Below are 14682 nucleotides of genomic sequence, written 5' to 3' on the forward strand. Positions count from 1 at the left end.
ACGCCCGGCGAGCGCGCAGCGCGGCGTGGGACAATAGCCCATCGCCGCCTGCCGCCCCCTGCAATGCTGATCGCCTTCAACAAGCCCTTCAACGTGCTCTGCCAGTTCACCGACCGCAGCGTGCCGCCGCGGCCGACCCTGGCCGGGTTCGGCCTGCCGCCGCGCGTGTATGCCGCCGGCCGCCTGGACCATGACAGCGAGGGCCTGCTGCTGCTGACCGACAACGGCACGCTGGCACACAAGCTCACCGACCCGCGGCACAAGGCCGACAAGACCTACTGGGTGCAGGTGGAAGGCACGCCCAGCGACGAGCAGCTGCAGCAGCTGCGCGATGGCGTGGTACTGAATGACGGGCCGACCCTGCCGGCGAAGATCGAGCGCCTCGATCCCGCGCCGGAGCTGTGGCTGCGCGATCCGCCGGTGCGGTTCCGCAAGACCGTGCCCGACAGCTGGCTGGCCATCACCATTCGCGAGGGCCGCAACCGCCAGGTGCGGCGCATGACGGCCGCGGTGAACCTGCCGACCCTGCGCCTGGTGCGCGTGGCGATGGGCCCGTACCGGCTGGACGACCTGCAGCCGGGGCAGTGGCGGCAGATCGGCTGAAACGAAAAGGGTCGGAGCCCTTCCTCGCGGAAGGGATCCGACCCTTGATCGGGGTCAGACCCCTTCCGCAGGAAGGGCTCTGACCCCTCTGATGGGGCTCAGGTATCGCTGCCGATATCGCTGTGCTCGTCCACCACGGTGTCGTTGCGGCGGTCACGCGCGTGGATGCGCTGCGCCTGGCCATTCACCACATGGCCGTTGGCCGCCTTCTTCTTCTGCTGCTTGCGGTACAGCGCGTAGCCCAGCAGGCCCACGCCCACCGCTGCGGCGGCAATGGTCACCGCCGGGTTGCGGCGGGCGAACTTGGTGGCCACCTTGCCCCCGGTCTTTACCGCACCCAGCGCAGCGCCGGTCTTGATCCAGTCGCTGGCCTGCGGGCCCAGGTGGCGCAGGCTGCCGCCGGCACTCTTCAGGCCATCGCCAGCGCTGTGGGCCAGGTCCAGGGCGCGCTCCAGGGCGCGGTCGGTGATTACGGTCAGCTTGCTCATGCGGGGGTCCTTTGCCTCGGGTCGAAGTCCAGTGTGTCGTGCTGCCTGTAAACGGTATGTCAGGCAGGCGGGCATGCGCCTTGACGCTACCGCAGCCGTTCAGCAACAGGAAGGGTGGGGTCGGATCCCTTTCCCCTGGGAAAGGGCTCTGACCCCGCTGCGCGCCCAGAGGGTCAGAGCCCTTTGCTTTGCAAAGGGATCCGACCCCCATCACTCAGGTGCCGCGCGGTTTGGCGCGGTGGGTCGCGGTGGCCGTCCACGGGTCATCCGGCCAGGGGTGGCGCGGGTAGCGCCCCTTCATTTCCTTCTTCACCTCGGCATAGGTGTTTTCCCAGAAGTTGCGCAGGTCCTGGGTGACCTGCAGCGGCCGGCCGCCGGGCGACAGCAGGTGCAGGGTCAGCGGCACCCGGCCATCGGCAATGCGCGGGGTGTCGGCCAGGCCGAACAGCTCCTGCAGCTTCACCGCCAGCACCGGCGGCTGCGGCTCGCCGGTTTCACTGTCCAGGCCATAGGTGATCGCCCGCTCCAGCCCCGAAGGCACGCTGATGCGGGTGGGCGCATGGCGTTCCACCAGTTGCCGTTGCGCCCACTCCAGCGGCGATTTCAGCGCTTCACCGAAGCTGCTCTCGTCCAGCGCATCCAGCCGCGTCTTGCCGGCAAAGGCCGGTTGCAGCCACTGCGCGCGGCCGGCCAGCAGGGCCGCATCACTGCAGTCGGGCAGGCCCAGGTCGGGCATCCAGCGGCGCAGCGACTCCACCCGCGCCTGCCACTGGCGCAGGCCCTCGGTCCACGGCAATGCCTGCAGGCCCAGTTCGGCCACGGCATCGGTCAGCGCCTGCGCGGCGTGCTGCGGGTCCACCCGCCCGGCCGAACGGCTGTCCAGCACGATGCGGTCGAAGCGGGTCTCGCGCAGGGCCACCAGGGCGCGCCGTTCGCTGTCCCAGCGCACGGTGTCCTCGGTCACGAAGCGCTGCGGCCAGGTGGCACGCAGATAGCCTTCGTCCACCGGCGCGGCGCGCAGCAGCAGTGCATCGCGGGCCTCGAAGCGCAATTCGCTGGCCACCAGCCACGGTTCACCGCGCAGGTCGCTCAGCTCGTGCAGGCGCGCGCTGCGGCCGTTGGCCAGCAGGTAGCGCAGCGGGTCGGACGGATGCTGGAACGCGATGCGGTCGGGGAAGGCATGGGCCAGCAGATCGCCCAGTTCGTGCGCTTCGATGCTGGCCGGTGGCAGCGCATCGCATCGCAGGCGTCGGCGCCACTGCTTGGCCGCCGCATCGATCGCGGCCAGGCCGCTGCGGTTGGCATCGGCCGGTGCACGGCCATTGCGGAACGCGGCCAGTGCGCGCCAGCGCGCCGCCAGCGCATCGCCGCCCTGGCGCAGCGGATCGCGTGCTTCCAGCAGGGCGGCCAGATCGGCGGCCAGCGCCTGCGCGCGTGCATCCGCAGCGGCCAGCAGCATCGCCGCCAGCCGCGGGTGGGTGCCCAGCGCCAGCACGCGTCGGCCCAGCGCGGTAATCGCCCCGCTGCTGCTGAGTGCGCCCAGCCGTTGCAGCAGCTCGCGCGCGGCGGCCATCGGCCCGCTGGGCGGGGTATCGACGAAGCGCAGATCGCTGCTGCCCCAGGCGGCCAGCTCCAGCGCCAGCCCGGCCAGTTCCACCTGTTCGATTTCCGCACGCCGCTGTGGCTCCAGCCGTTGCGACTGCGGCCACAGCCGCCAGGCCACGCCTTCGGCCACGCGGCCGGCGCGGCCGGCACGCTGGTCGGCCGAGGCCTGCGCGATCGCCACCACGTCCAGCCGGGTGAAGCCGCTGTTGGGGTCGTAGCGCGGTTCGCGGGCCTGGCCACTGTCGATCACCACGCGCACGCCGGGCAGGGTCACCGACGATTCGGCCACGTTGGTGGCCAGCACCACGCGGCGTCGGCCATCGCTGGCCGCCTGCAGCACGCGCGCCTGCTGTTCCACCGGCAGTTCACCATGCAGGGCCAGCACCTCCACGCTGCTGTCCAGCGCGTCCTGCAGGCCGGCTTGTACGCGCGCGATCTCGCGCTGGCCGGGCAGGAACACCAGCGCGTCGCCGGGGTGTTCGGCCAGGGCCTGCTGCACCGCGCGGCGCACCTGCAGTTCCAGCGTCTCGTCGCGCCGGGCCGGGAAGTGGCTGATCGCCACCGGGTAGCTGCGGCCTTCGCTGCTCAGTCGTGGTGCATCCAGGAAGCGCGCCAGGCGCTCACCGTCCAGGGTGGCCGACATCACCAGCAGGCGCAGGTCCTCGCGCAGCTGCGCCTGCACGTCCAGCGCCAGTGCCAGCCCCAGGTCGCCGCTCAGATGGCGTTCGTGGAATTCATCGAACAGGATCGCGCCCACTGTCTCCAGCATCGGGTCGTCCTGCAGCATGCGGGTCAGGATGCCCTCGGTGACCACCTCGATGCGGGTGCGCGCCGAAACCTTGTTCTCGAAGCGGATGCGGTAGCCCACCGTGCCACCCACGTCCTCGCCCAGTTGCCGGGCCATGAACAGCGCCGCGCTGCGTGCGGCCACCCGGCGCGGTTCCAGCAGGATGATCCTGCGGCCCTGCAGCCACGGTGCATCCAGCAGGGCCAGCGGCACCTGGGTGGTCTTGCCGGCACCGGGCGGGGCTTCCAGCACCAGGCGCGGGTGGTCGGCCAGGTGCTGCTGGATCTGCGGCAGCAGCGGCGAAATCGGGAAGAGCGGGGCATTCATGTGCAAAGGATAAGGGGCGCAGCGCGGCGCAGGTACAATGCGCGGGTTTTCCTGTCTCTGCTGCCCCCATGCACCTGATCGATATCGGCGCCAACCTCACCCACGATTCCTTCGACCGCGACCGCGACGCCGTACTGGACCGCGCACGCCAGGCCGGGGTGGTGCAGATGGTGATCACCGGCGCCAGCCGCGAGCATTCGCCGCTGGCCCTGCAGCTGGCGCAGCAGCATCCGGGCTTCCTGTACGCCACCGCCGGCGTGCACCCGCACCACGCGGTGGAATACACCGACGAATGCGATGCGGAAATGCGCGCGCTGCATGCGCATGCCGAAGTGGTGGCCGTGGGCGAATGCGGGCTGGATTACTTCCGTGATTTCTCGCCGCGCCCGGCGCAGCACCGTGCGTTCGAGCGCCAGCTGCAGCTGGCGGCCGACAATGGGAAGCCGTTGTTCCTGCACCAGCGCGACGCGCACGCCGATTTCATGGCGCAGATGAAGAACTTCGACGGCCGCCTGGGCCCGGCAGTGGTGCACTGCTTCACCGGCGAGCGTGACGAACTGTTCGATTACCTGGACCAGGATTGGTACATCGGCATCACCGGCTGGTTGTGCGACGAACGCCGCGGCGCACACCTGCGCGAACTGGTGAAGAACATTCCGGCCAACCGCCTGATGATCGAGACCGACGCGCCGTACCTGCTGCCGCGCACCCTGAAGCCGATGCCGAAGGACCGCCGCAACGAACCGATGTTCCTGTCGCACATCGTGGAAGAGCTGGCTCGCGACCGTGGCGAAGACGTGGCGGTGACCGCAGCCAACGCCACCGCAGCCACGCGCACGTTCTTCCGGTTGCCCGACGCGGGTTGAGCGCGTGGGCGGCGTGGCGAAACGCCACGCGTCGCGATGTCGAACGGACCGACGTTACGCCGTGATGTCGAACGCATCGATCATACGCCGTGATGTCGAACGAACCGACATTGCGCCGCGATGTCGAACGAGCCGACCTTGCGCCGTAGAGTCGAGCTTGCTCGACTGCTGTTGGCAGAAGCAGTCGAGCAAGCTCGACTCTACGATGCCGGCCATCCGGCCATCCGGCCATCCGGCCATCCGGCCATCCGTCATCCGTCATCCGTCATCGCCCGGCGGTGCGGGCAATCCACGAGCGCCCGGATCAATCAACGCCGGCAGCAGGTAGCGCCGGGCCATGCCCGGCGAGCGCAGCGGCCAGATCTTCCAGCCCCTCGCTATACGTCGCAAACCGCGGCGCCCACCCCAGCGCTTCGCGCGTGCCACGGCTGTCGATGCGCTTGTTGCTGGCATAGAAGCGGCGCAGCGTCGGGCTCACCGCCGGGTCGTCCCAGGCCACTGCCGGGGGCAGGGTGAAGCCCCCCAGCTGCGCGGCATACGCCAGCACGTCCTGCGGTGGCGCCGGTTCGTCATCGGCGGGCAGGTACAACCCCCCCGGCGTGGGCCGTCGCATCGCCGCGATGACCACCGCGGCCAGATCCTCCACGTGCAGCCGGTTGAACACCAGCCCGGGCCGCAGCACGTGGCGGGCGCGGCCCTGCGCCAACTGCAGCAGCGCATTGCGGCCAGGGCCATACAGGCCCGGCAGGCGGAACACCGCCGAATCGATGCCGCGCTCCCTCGCCAGCGCCTGCCATTGCGCTTCCGCACGCAGACGCTGCACACCCGCCGCCTCGGTGCTGTCGGCCACGCTGTGTGCATCCACCCAGCCACCGTCGCGGTCGGCATACACCGAGGTGGACGACAGATAGCCTACCCAGCGCAGCGCCGGGCTGGCCAGCAACGCCGGCTGCAGCACGCGCAGCGCCGGATCTCCGTCGGCATCGGGCGGCACGCTGCACAGCACGGCCTGCGCCTGCGAAACGGCCTCCAGCAGGGCCGCTGGCGGCGCCGCATCGGCATGCAGTGCGAACCGCTGCAGTCCGTCAGCGGGCGCGGCGGTGGGGTCACGCACCGTGCCTGCCACTGGCACCCCCAACGCCTGCAGGCGGGCGGCAAGCACGCGGCCGCTCCAGCCCAGGCCCAGGATCAGCACCGGTGCGGGCAGCGCCGTGTTCACGCCGCGCGCTGTGCCTGGTAGGCCTGCAGGCTGCTGTAGGCCACCTGCAGCAGCAAGGCTTCCTGGCCGGCGGTGCGTGCACGGGCCAGCATGTCGCCCACGATCTGCGCGGCCTCGACCTGCTGGCCGGCCTCCAGATCGCGCAGCATCGAGGCCTTCAGCGCCGAACCGGCCTGGGTCAGGGTGCTGCGGGCAACGTCCTGTGCATCGTCGGGAATCGGTTCGCCGGCGGCCTCGGCCACGGCCAGGCATTCGTCGTACAGGCCGCGCACGATGGCCTGGCCATCGTCGGTGGCCACGATGGTGCCGATGTCCGCGCGCAGCAGGCAGGTTGCGGCGGCCAGCGCGGTCAGGAAGGTGTACTTGATCCACTGCTCCTGGCCAATCTGGCCGCTGGCCAGGTGGTCCACGCCGGCCTGTACGCAGGCGGCAGCGAAGGCCTGCACGCGCGGCGACAGGGCGCCGCCATCACGCTCGCCGAAGGTCAGCTTGGCCGGCCGGCCCAGGTGCAGCACCGCGCCGTCGGCGGCCTTGGTGGCGCTGATGAAGCACAGCCCACCCAGTACCGCCTCGCGGCCGAAGCGTGCATCCAGCGCGGCGTAGTGGTGCAGTCCATTGAGGATCGGCAGCACGGTGGTCGCCGGGCCCACGGCCGGGGCGATCGCGTCAATCGAACTGTCCAGGTCGTAGGCCTTGCAGCTCAGCATCACCAGGTCGAACGGCTGCGCGGCGGCCAGCGCGGGCAGGGCATCGGCGGTGACATGCTGCACCGAGAAGCGCGCATCGCCCAGCGGGCTCTGGATCACCAGCCCGTCGCGGTCGAGCTGGGCGGCGCGCGCGGGGCGCACCAGGAAGGTCACATCCACCCCGGACTGGGCCAGGCGGCCGCCGAAGTAACCGCCGGTGCCGCCGGCACCAAGAATCAGGATACGCATCACACCTTCACCGCAGTTGTGGGGTCACCTGCAGATTGTGCCGGAGATCGCAGTCCGTGGCGGTGCAGCTGGTGGCGGATCAGAACAAGGGGCGGGAAGACGTTCGCGCTGACGGTGTTGACCACTGCCACGCGCGGCGCAGCAGCAGAAAGAAAAGCCGGGCATGCGCCCGGCTCTTCAGCAGACGGTATCCACGCAGGGCATGGATGACCCGCCACGGTTCAATTGATCGCGGTGATGAAGGCCGGATCCTTGATGGTCTGTTCGATGTTGAGCTTGATGGTCTCGTTCAACGAACCAAAGATGTTCACGAACTTGGACGTGTTGCGCTGCACGTTCTTCACCTGGTCGTAGACCACCTGGCCCTGCGGGTCGGTCACCACGTAGCGCACGCGCAGGGTCCAGTCCACGCTGTAGCCCAGATCGTCGATCAGGAACTCTTCCACCTTGCCGCTCAGGACGTTGCCTTCCTTGTCCATCTTGATGCCGACCAGGCGCAGCTCGGAAAACACCGCATCGCGCATGATCGCATCCACGTTCTTCTCGAACAGGATGTTGCCCATGGCGGTGTTGCGCACCTGGTTGGGCTTGATCTCCCCGCCCTTGGCCGGCAGGTACTCGAACGCGGTCACATCCACCCGGCCTTCGGCGCTCAGCACCGAACTGGGGGCGTAGTTCAACGGAATGGGCCGGGAAGCGCAGCCGGCCAGAACGAGCAGGAACAGCGATGCAGCGACGAGCCGGGCAGGGCCGGCAGTACGACGGGTGAACATCTGGTTGGGTCCCCTGGTGCGTCCATGACATATGAAAAACCAGCCGGCCCGGGGGCCCGCTGGTCGGTCTGGTGAAGCGCACCGATTAGACGACCGAACCGGGCGCCAGGCAAGTGCCCTGGCGCCTCCGGAACCGGTCCCCCCACGCAGGGGGGGGGGATTACCTCAGCTGCGCATGCCCACGCCGCGGCGCAGCAGCCACAGCGCAAGTGCGGTCAGCACCACCACGAAACCGATCATCAGGGCATAGGCCACCCACACCGGCACGTCGCTGCTGCCCAGCAGGCCGTAGCGGAACGCGTTGACCATGTAGAAGATCGGGTTGGCATGGGTGGCCGCTTCGGCCCAGGTCGGCAGCAGCTTCACCGAATAGAACACGCCACCCAGGTAGGTCAGCGGGGTCAGGATGAAGGTCGGCACGATCGCCACGTCATCGAACTTCTTGGCGTACACCGCGTTGATGAAGCCGGCCAGCGAGAAGATGGTCGCGCCCAGGATCACCGTGCTCAGCGTCACCAGCGGGTGCGGAATGCGCACCGGGGTGAAGAACATGGCGATGATCAGCACGATCACGCCAACCATCAGGCCGCGCAGCACCGCACCGGCCACGTAGCCCCACAGGATCACCCAGTTCGGCATCGGGCTGACCAGCAGCTCTTCCACGTGGCGGCCGAACTTGGCGCCGAAGAACGAGGAACTGATGTTGCCGTAGCTGTTCTGGATCACGCTCATCATCACCAGGCCCGGCACGATGAACTCCATGTAGCTGTATTCGCCCATGTCGCCCACCCGCGAGCCGATCAGGCGGCCGAAGATGAGGAAGTACAGGGTCATGGTGATCGCCGGCGGCACCAGGGTCTGGCCCCAGATGCGCAGGATGCGCGCGACTTCCCGGCGCACGATGGTCATCAGCGCGATGCGGTTGCGCTGGCCGTCGGTCAGCTCGGTGGTGCTCATGCAGACGTCTCCTGGTTGCCGGTGAGGCGCACGAACAGCTCCTCCAGGCGGTTGCTCTTGGTGCGCATCGAACGTACGCGGATGCCGGCCTCGTTCAGCGTGGCGAACACGCGGTTGAGGTCCATGGCGCGCGGCATGTCGATGTCCAGCGTGTGCGCATCGGGTGCGGTCAGGGTCGCGCCCTCGATCACCGGCAGCTGCGCCGGCAGGTCACCGTCGATGTCCAGCAGGAAGCCTTCCACATCAAGCTTGGCCAGCAGGGTGCGCATCGGCCCCTGCTCCACGATCTGGCCGTGGTTGATGATGGCCAGGTTGCGGCACAGGTACTCGGCCTCTTCCAGGTAATGGGTGGTGAGGATGATCGTGGTGCCGGCGGCATTGATCTCCTTCAGCACCCGCCACATGTCGCGGCGGATCTCGATGTCCACACCGGCGGTGGGTTCGTCCAGGATCAGCAGGCGCGGCCGGGTCATCATCGCGCGGGCGATCATCAGCCGGCGCTTCATGCCGCCGGACAGGGTGCGGCTCATCACCTGCGCCTTTTCCCACAGGTGCGCGCGCTTCAGCTCTTCTTCGGCGCGCTGCTCGGCCTCCTCGCGGGCCACGCCGTAGAAACCGGCGTAGTTCACCAGGATGTCGAAGGGCTTCTCGAACAGGTTGAAGTTGATTTCCTGCGGCACCAGCCCGATCAGGCGCATGGTGGCGCTGCGGTGCTGCACCAGGTCGCTGCCGAACACTTCCACCTTGCCCTGGCTCAGGTTGACCAGGGAGCTGATGATGCCGATCAGGGTCGATTTGCCGGCGCCATTGGGGCCCAGCAGGGCGAAGAAGTCGCCCGGGGCGACCTCCAGCGAGACCCCCTTCAGGGCCTGGGTGCCGTTGTCGTAGGTCTTGCGCAGGTCGCGCACGCGCAGGGCGGGCGCCGTTTCGTTCAGGGAAGCCAAGCTTGCAGCCTTCGCGCCCATGGGCTGGCGCAGGAGAGGGGCGGGGAGGGTCTATTATAGAAGACCCCGAGGGCTTGCCCCGGCTACACACTGTCCCGAAAAGTCGTGCCTGTCCAATTCCCCATCAAGCTGGTCGGCCGCCGCATGCTGGCGCCGACCATCGGCCACTACCAGTTCGTGCGTGATGACGGCCAGCCGCTGGATTTCCAGCCCGGCCAGTTCATCCAGGTCCATTTCGCCTACGCCGACGGCACCGAAACCAAGCGCAGCTACTCGCTGGCAACCATCCATGACCACGCCCTGGGCCCCGGCGAAGCGGTCGACATCGCCGTCAGCTTCGTGCCCGGCGGCGCCGCCACGGCGCTGTTCGAGGCGCTGGACATCGGCGGCCAGGTCAGCGCGTCCGGCCCCTACGGCCGCTTCTGCCTGCAGCCCGGCGACCACAATGCCCGCTACCTGCTGATCGCCACCGGCACCGGCGTCACCCCGTACCGGTCGATGCTGCCACTGCTGGCTACGGCCATGGCCGAGCGCGGCGTGCAGGTGGTGCTGCTGCAGGGCGCACGCAGCCCCGGCGAACTGCTGTACAGCGATGATTTCTACAGCTTCGCCGAAAAGCACCCCAACTTCCGCTATGTGCCGTGCCTGTCGCGCGAACTGCCGGCCGAGCCGCACCCGGACGTGCACCACGGCTACGTGCAGCAGGCCCTGGCCGGCATCCAGCCGGACCCGGCCACCGACATCGCCTACCTGTGCGGCAACCCGGACATGGTCGATGCCTGCGCCGAGGCGCTGAAGGCGGCCGGCCTGGGCAACCCGCAGGTGCGGCGCGAGAAGTACGTCAGCAGCAAGTAAGGCAGCTGGAGGGCGCCCGGTTTTTCGACCGGCGCCCATCGCCGCCAGCAGCGTGCCCGTGTAAGTTGTCCCCTGCAGTTGGTCACATCCGCCGCGACCGCGCGTCGTGGTCGACAGGAACGTCCTCCAGGGGAAACACGCACGATGCAAAAGCACCCACTTGTACTGGCCGGGGTACTGGCCAGCCTGCTTGCCGCCGGCTGCAGCGCGCCGCCTTCCGCCGGCACCGCCGATGGCGGCGACAGTCCCAGCCGCCGTTACGGCCAGATCGATTTCCGTCCCTGCACGCTGTCCACCGTGGGCGCCAGCGCCAACGTGGAAGCACAGTGCGCCACCTTCAAGGTGCCCGAGGACCGCGCCAACCCGGCCGGCCGCAGCATCGACCTGCGCATTGCCCTGCTGGAAGCGGGCAACAGCGGTGCCGGTGCGCCGGACCCGGTGTTCTTCCTGGCCGGTGGGCCGGGCCAGGCCGCCAGCGAAGTGGCCGTCATTGTCGATACCGCCCTGCGCCAGGTGCGCAAGCAGCGCGACATCTTCCTGATCGACCAGCGCGGCACCGGCGGCTCCAACCCGCTCAGCTGCCTGGGTGCCGATGGCAAGGAACTGCAGCTGGACGAAGACGCTGCGCCCACCGAAGCGGTGATGCGCGACTTCGCCACGCAGTGCCTGGCCTCGCTGAAGGGCCGTGCCGACCCGCGCTTCTACACCACCACCGAAGCCATTGCCGATCTGGACGCCGTGCGCCAGGCGCTGGGCGCGGAAAAGCTGAACCTGGTGGGTGGCTCGTATGGCACGCGCGTGGCCCAGCGCTATGCCATGGCCTACCCGCAGCACACCCGCAGCATCGTCATTGACGGCGTGGTGCCCAACGACCTGGTGGTCGGCGGCGAGTTCGCCAAGACCTTCGACAACGCCATCACCCTGCAGTCGGCGCAGTGCCGCAAGGATGCCACCTGCAGCAAGCGCTTCCCGGTGGATACCCGCGAACAGCTGCGCAGCGTGGCCGACACCCTGCGCCGTGCGCCGGTCACCGTGGATTACCGCGACCCCGGCACCAATGCGCCGCGCCAGGACGTGTTGTCGCCGGACAGCGTGGTTGGCCTGGCGTTCGCCTTCTCCTACGTGCCCGAATATTCCTCGCTGCTGCCGCTGGTGCTGGATGAAGCGGCCCAGGGCCGTTACGCGCCGCTGGCCTCGCTGGTACGCGGTGCCACCCGCAGCATGGATTTCCAGATCAACCGCGGCATGCAGTGGTCGGTCATCTGCAGCGAAGACGCGCCGCGCTTCCAGGCGCCGCCGGAAAGCGATGACGCCCTGTTCGGTGCCGAGGCGGCACGCGCGTTCTTCGCCGCCTGCCCGGTGTGGCCGCACCAGCCGGCGCCGGCAGCCACCACCGCCGCGCTGAAGGGCGATCTTCCGGTGCTGCTGCTGTCCGGCGAGCTGGACCCGGTCACCCCACCGCGTTACGCCGACCAGGTGGTCAAGGGCCTGCCCAACGGGCGAGCCCTGGTCGCCCGCGGCCAGGGCCACGGCACGCTCAGCGCCGGCTGCATGCCGCGCCTGCTCGGCCAGTTCATCGACACCACCGACGCCAAGGCACTGGATGCCAGCTGCCTGGACACGCTGAGCTACGTGCCGGCATTCACCTCGTTCAACGGATGGGCCCCATGATCGTCGCCGAGAACCTGCACAAGGGTTTCGACACCCGCACCGGCCGCATCCAGGCCGTGGCCAACGTCGGCTTCACTGCTGCTGCTGGCCGCATCACCGGCCTGCTGGGCCCCAACGGCGCCGGCAAGACCACCACCATGCGCATGCTGTACACGCTGATGACCCCCGACCAGGGCAGCATCACCGTCGATGGCATCGACGCGGCGCGCGATCCGGTGGAAGTGCGCCGCCACCTGGGCGTACTGCCCGACGCCCGCGGCGTCTACAAGCGGCTGACCGCGCGCGAGAACATCGCCTACTTCGGCGAACTGCACGGCCTGTCGGCGCAGCAGATCCGCGAACGCACCGAGGTGCTGTCGCATGCGCTGGACATGGGCGACATCCTGGACCGGCAGACCGATGGCTTCTCGCAGGGCCAGCGGACCAAGACCGCGATCGCGCGTGCGCTGGTGCACGACCCGCGCAACGTCATCCTGGACGAACCCACCAACGGCCTGGACGTGATGACCACCCGCGCACTGCGCCGGTTCCTGCTGGGCCTGCGCGAAGAAGGGCGCTGCGTGATCCTGTCCAGCCACATCATGCAGGAAGTGGGCGCGCTGTGTGACCACATCGTCATCATCGCCAAGGGCACCGTGATGGCCGCCGGCAGCAGCGATGAACTGCGTGCACAGGCGGGCGAAACCAATCTGGAAGATGCGTTCGTGAAACTGATCGGCAGCGAAGAGGGCCTGCACGCATGAGCATGATGTCGACCCTGATGACGGTGATGCGCAAGGAACTGCGCGATCTGTCGCGTGACCGCCGCACGCTGGCGCTGACCCTGCTGTTCGGGCCGCTGCTGTACCCGCTGCTGATCCTGGGCATGGGCAAGCTGTCGGAAAGCCGGGTGCGCACTCAGATTGAACAACCGCTGCAGATTCCCACCATCGGCGCCGAACACGCGCCCAACCTGGTGCGCTTCCTGGCCGCACAGGGCCTGAATGCCACCACCGCACCGGCCGATCTGGCCGAGGCCATCCGTTCGCAGGACATCGATGTTGCCCTGCGCATCAGTGCCGATTTCGGCAAGGACTGGGCCGACGGCAAGCCGGCGCTGGTGGAAGTGATCCGTGACAGCACCCGGCGTGCCGCCGAAGTGCCCAGTGCGCGGTTGCAGGCGGCGCTGGCCACCTACAACGGCCAAGTGGGGGCACTGCGGCTGATGGCACGCGGCGTGGATGCCCAGGTGGCACGCCCGCTGGATGTGGCCCAGCAGGACATGGCCAGCGCCGAAGCCAAGCGCGGCATGATGCTGTCCATGCTGCTGCCGGTGCTGCTCACGCTCACCTCGTTCATTGGTGGCGCCTACCTGGTGATGGATTCCACCGCCGGCGAGCGTGAGCGGCAGTCGCTGGAGCCGCTGCTGGCCACGCCCGGTTCGCGCAGTGCGATTGTCAGCGGCAAGATCGCCGCGGCCTGTGTGGTTGGTTTCGCCTCGCTGCTGCTCACGCTGGTGGCATTCAAACTGAGCGCGCAGATCGCCCCCGGCAATGTCGGCCGGCAGTTGAACATGAACATCGTGTCCATGCTGCAGATGCTGCTGGTCATGCTGCCCATGCTGCTGATCGGCACCTCGCTGCTGACCTACCTGTCGGCGGCCGCCAAGAGCATGAAGGAAGCGCAGAGCCACATGACCTGGCTGGTGCTGCTGCCCATGCTGCCGGGCTACGCGCTGATGGCCTACCCGGTGAAGAGCGAGCTGTGGCAGTACGCGGTGCCGTTCCTGTCGCAGAACCAGATGCTGTTGAAGGTGATCCGCCACGAAGCGATCTCGCCGACGGTGTGGGGCATCTATCTGGGTGCCAGCCTGGGCCTGGCCGCGGTGCTGTGGTTCGCTGCCGTGCGCCGCTACCACAACGAGCGCCTGGCTATTTCCGGCTGAGCCGGGGCGCGCGCAGGGTGACCGCCGCCCCGAGGGCAGGCGGTCGCCGTGCCAGGGCCTCGATCGCGATGGCATCGGCATGCGCGGTGCCATCGCACAGGAAGGCGGCGTAGCGCAGGGCACGCTCCTGCGTATCTGCGCCCAGCGCCAGATACTGCGGGTGCGCTGTCAGCAGCGCATCTTCGCGCAGCCCCAGGTTGCCGTGGATGCTGGACCAGGCGTGCTGTTCGGGGTGTTCCACTGCACGCGCATGTACCGGTCCCCGTTCCACATGGCGGTGCGCCCCCAGCAGATACGCCGGGTCCTGCACGGGCAGGCACTGCAGCCCGGTTTGCCACTGCGGCGCTGGGCGCCCATGCCGTTGGCTGAAGGCCCGGCTGTAGGCGGCGCAGCACGCGCGCAGCGCACGCACCACCCCATCGCCCGTGCGCGGCGTGGCCAGCAGGTGCAGGTGGTCATCCATCACCACGTAGGCATGCAGCAGCAGCCCGTGCTTCAGCAGCGCGCTGTGCAGCAGGGCCAGCAGTTGGCGCCGGTCGTCATCGTCGACGAACAGGGTGGCCGGGTGGCGCGCGCGCTGCCGCACCAGGCAGGGCGGGTAGGGGGACAGTGGCGGATGGCGCATCGCGCGTGCCTGGCGCAGGGAATCCCCCAGCCTGCACGGCCCGCAACGGCGGCGCGAGCGGGCAACACGCCAGCAAGGCCCGCAGCGTGCCGGCGGCAGCCGC

General features: G+C 68.9%; 14 protein-coding genes. 6 read left to right on the forward strand and 8 right to left on the reverse strand.

Going from position 1 to position 14682, the window contains the following annotated elements; all coding sequences use genetic code 11:
• Positions 1-63 precede the first annotated feature (63 nt).
• The gene (locus G4G00_RS16080) at positions 64-603 is read left to right on the forward strand and encodes a pseudouridine synthase (protein ID WP_108754546.1); all 540 of its coding nucleotides are present in this window, start codon (positions 64-66) and stop codon (positions 601-603) included.
• A 98-nt stretch (positions 604-701) separates the two neighbouring features.
• Here G4G00_RS16080 and G4G00_RS16085 read toward each other — a convergent pair whose 3' ends face one another.
• A complete protein-coding gene (locus G4G00_RS16085; RefSeq protein ID WP_108751293.1) occupies positions 702-1091 on the reverse strand; it encodes a hypothetical protein in 390 nt (129 codons plus the stop codon).
• A 214-nt stretch (positions 1092-1305) separates the two neighbouring features.
• On the reverse strand, positions 1306-3810 hold the full coding sequence (gene hrpB, locus G4G00_RS16090; RefSeq protein ID WP_108754545.1) for an ATP-dependent helicase HrpB: 2505 nt from the start codon (positions 3808-3810) through the stop codon (positions 1306-1308).
• Positions 3811-3878: 68 nt separating this feature from the next.
• On the opposite strand from hrpB, the gene G4G00_RS16095 reads away from it, so the two are divergent.
• The gene (locus G4G00_RS16095) at positions 3879-4676 is read left to right on the forward strand and encodes a TatD family hydrolase (RefSeq protein WP_108754544.1); all 798 of its coding nucleotides are present in this window, start codon (positions 3879-3881) and stop codon (positions 4674-4676) included.
• Between the two features lie 304 nt (positions 4677-4980).
• Here G4G00_RS16095 and G4G00_RS16100 read toward each other — a convergent pair whose 3' ends face one another.
• The 5 genes from G4G00_RS16100 to G4G00_RS16120 form a co-directional block, all read right to left on the reverse strand.
• A complete protein-coding gene (locus tag G4G00_RS16100) occupies positions 4981-5895 on the reverse strand; it encodes an NAD-dependent epimerase/dehydratase family protein (RefSeq protein ID WP_108754542.1) in 915 nt (304 codons plus the stop codon).
• Positions 5892-6830, reverse strand: a complete 939-nt coding sequence (gene panE / locus G4G00_RS16105) for a 2-dehydropantoate 2-reductase (RefSeq protein ID WP_164274987.1) — start codon at positions 6828-6830, stop codon at positions 5892-5894. The genes G4G00_RS16100 and panE overlap by 4 nt, the downstream gene beginning before the upstream one ends.
• 221 nt (positions 6831-7051) lie before the next feature.
• The gene (locus G4G00_RS16110) at positions 7052-7603 is read right to left on the reverse strand and encodes a hypothetical protein (protein ID WP_159094025.1); all 552 of its coding nucleotides are present in this window, start codon (positions 7601-7603) and stop codon (positions 7052-7054) included.
• A 165-nt stretch (positions 7604-7768) separates the two neighbouring features.
• Entirely contained in the window at positions 7769-8560 is a 792-nt protein-coding gene (locus G4G00_RS16115) for an ABC transporter permease (RefSeq protein ID WP_108751287.1), read from the reverse strand.
• On the reverse strand, positions 8557-9525 hold the full coding sequence (locus G4G00_RS16120; protein ID WP_164274990.1) for an ABC transporter ATP-binding protein: 969 nt from the start codon (positions 9523-9525) through the stop codon (positions 8557-8559). Before G4G00_RS16120 ends, G4G00_RS16115 begins: the two co-directional genes overlap by 4 nt.
• A gap of 84 nt (positions 9526-9609) precedes the next feature.
• Between G4G00_RS16120 and G4G00_RS16125 the strand changes: the two genes are divergently transcribed.
• The 4 genes from G4G00_RS16125 (at position 9610) to G4G00_RS16140 (ending at position 13954) form a co-directional block, all read left to right on the forward strand.
• Positions 9610-10359, forward strand: coding sequence for a ferredoxin--NADP reductase (locus G4G00_RS16125; RefSeq protein WP_108751286.1), 750 nt, complete (start codon positions 9610-9612; stop codon positions 10357-10359).
• Positions 10360-10503: 144 nt separating this feature from the next.
• The gene (locus G4G00_RS16130; RefSeq protein ID WP_164274993.1) at positions 10504-12030 is read left to right on the forward strand and encodes an alpha/beta fold hydrolase; all 1527 of its coding nucleotides are present in this window, start codon (positions 10504-10506) and stop codon (positions 12028-12030) included.
• Positions 12027-12773 (forward strand): ATP-binding cassette domain-containing protein, encoded by a 747-nt coding sequence (locus tag G4G00_RS16135; RefSeq protein WP_164274996.1) that lies wholly within the window; start codon positions 12027-12029, stop codon positions 12771-12773. The genes G4G00_RS16130 and G4G00_RS16135 overlap by 4 nt, the downstream gene beginning before the upstream one ends.
• Positions 12770-13954 (forward strand): ABC transporter permease, encoded by a 1185-nt coding sequence (locus G4G00_RS16140; RefSeq protein WP_108754537.1) that lies wholly within the window; start codon positions 12770-12772, stop codon positions 13952-13954. Before G4G00_RS16135 ends, G4G00_RS16140 begins: the two co-directional genes overlap by 4 nt.
• Here the strand turns inward: G4G00_RS16140 and G4G00_RS16145 are convergent.
• On the reverse strand, positions 13941-14579 hold the full coding sequence (locus G4G00_RS16145; protein WP_164274999.1) for a transposase: 639 nt from the start codon (positions 14577-14579) through the stop codon (positions 13941-13943). The genes G4G00_RS16140 and G4G00_RS16145 overlap by 14 nt on opposite strands.
• Positions 14580-14682: the final 103 nt, after the last annotated feature.

The sequence above is a fragment of the Stenotrophomonas sp. B1-1 genome, from assembly GCF_010894375.1.
Classification (GTDB): Bacteria; Pseudomonadota; Gammaproteobacteria; order Xanthomonadales; family Xanthomonadaceae; genus Stenotrophomonas.

Coding starts and splice junctions, on each gene's coding strand:
- G4G00_RS16080 (WP_108754546.1), top strand. CDS start 64: ATGCTGATCGCCTTCAACAAGCCCTTCAACGTGCTCTGCCAGTTCACC.
- G4G00_RS16085 (WP_108751293.1), bottom strand. CDS start 1,091: ATGAGCAAGCTGACCGTAATCACCGACCGCGCCCTGGAGCGCGCCCTG.
- hrpB (WP_108754545.1), bottom strand. CDS start 3,810: ATGAATGCCCCGCTCTTCCCGATTTCGCCGCTGCTGCCGCAGATCCAG.
- G4G00_RS16095 (WP_108754544.1), top strand. CDS start 3,879: ATGCACCTGATCGATATCGGCGCCAACCTCACCCACGATTCCTTCGAC.
- panE (WP_164274987.1), bottom strand. CDS start 6,830: ATGCGTATCCTGATTCTTGGTGCCGGCGGCACCGGCGGTTACTTCGGC.
- G4G00_RS16110 (WP_159094025.1), bottom strand. CDS start 7,603: ATGTTCACCCGTCGTACTGCCGGCCCTGCCCGGCTCGTCGCTGCATCG.
- G4G00_RS16115 (WP_108751287.1), bottom strand. CDS start 8,560: ATGAGCACCACCGAGCTGACCGACGGCCAGCGCAACCGCATCGCGCTG.
- G4G00_RS16120 (WP_164274990.1), bottom strand. CDS start 9,525: ATGGGCGCGAAGGCTGCAAGCTTGGCTTCCCTGAACGAAACGGCGCCC.
- G4G00_RS16130 (WP_164274993.1), top strand. CDS start 10,504: ATGCAAAAGCACCCACTTGTACTGGCCGGGGTACTGGCCAGCCTGCTT.
- G4G00_RS16135 (WP_164274996.1), top strand. CDS start 12,027: ATGATCGTCGCCGAGAACCTGCACAAGGGTTTCGACACCCGCACCGGC.
- G4G00_RS16140 (WP_108754537.1), top strand. CDS start 12,770: ATGAGCATGATGTCGACCCTGATGACGGTGATGCGCAAGGAACTGCGC.
- G4G00_RS16145 (WP_164274999.1), bottom strand. CDS start 14,579: ATGCGCCATCCGCCACTGTCCCCCTACCCGCCCTGCCTGGTGCGGCAG.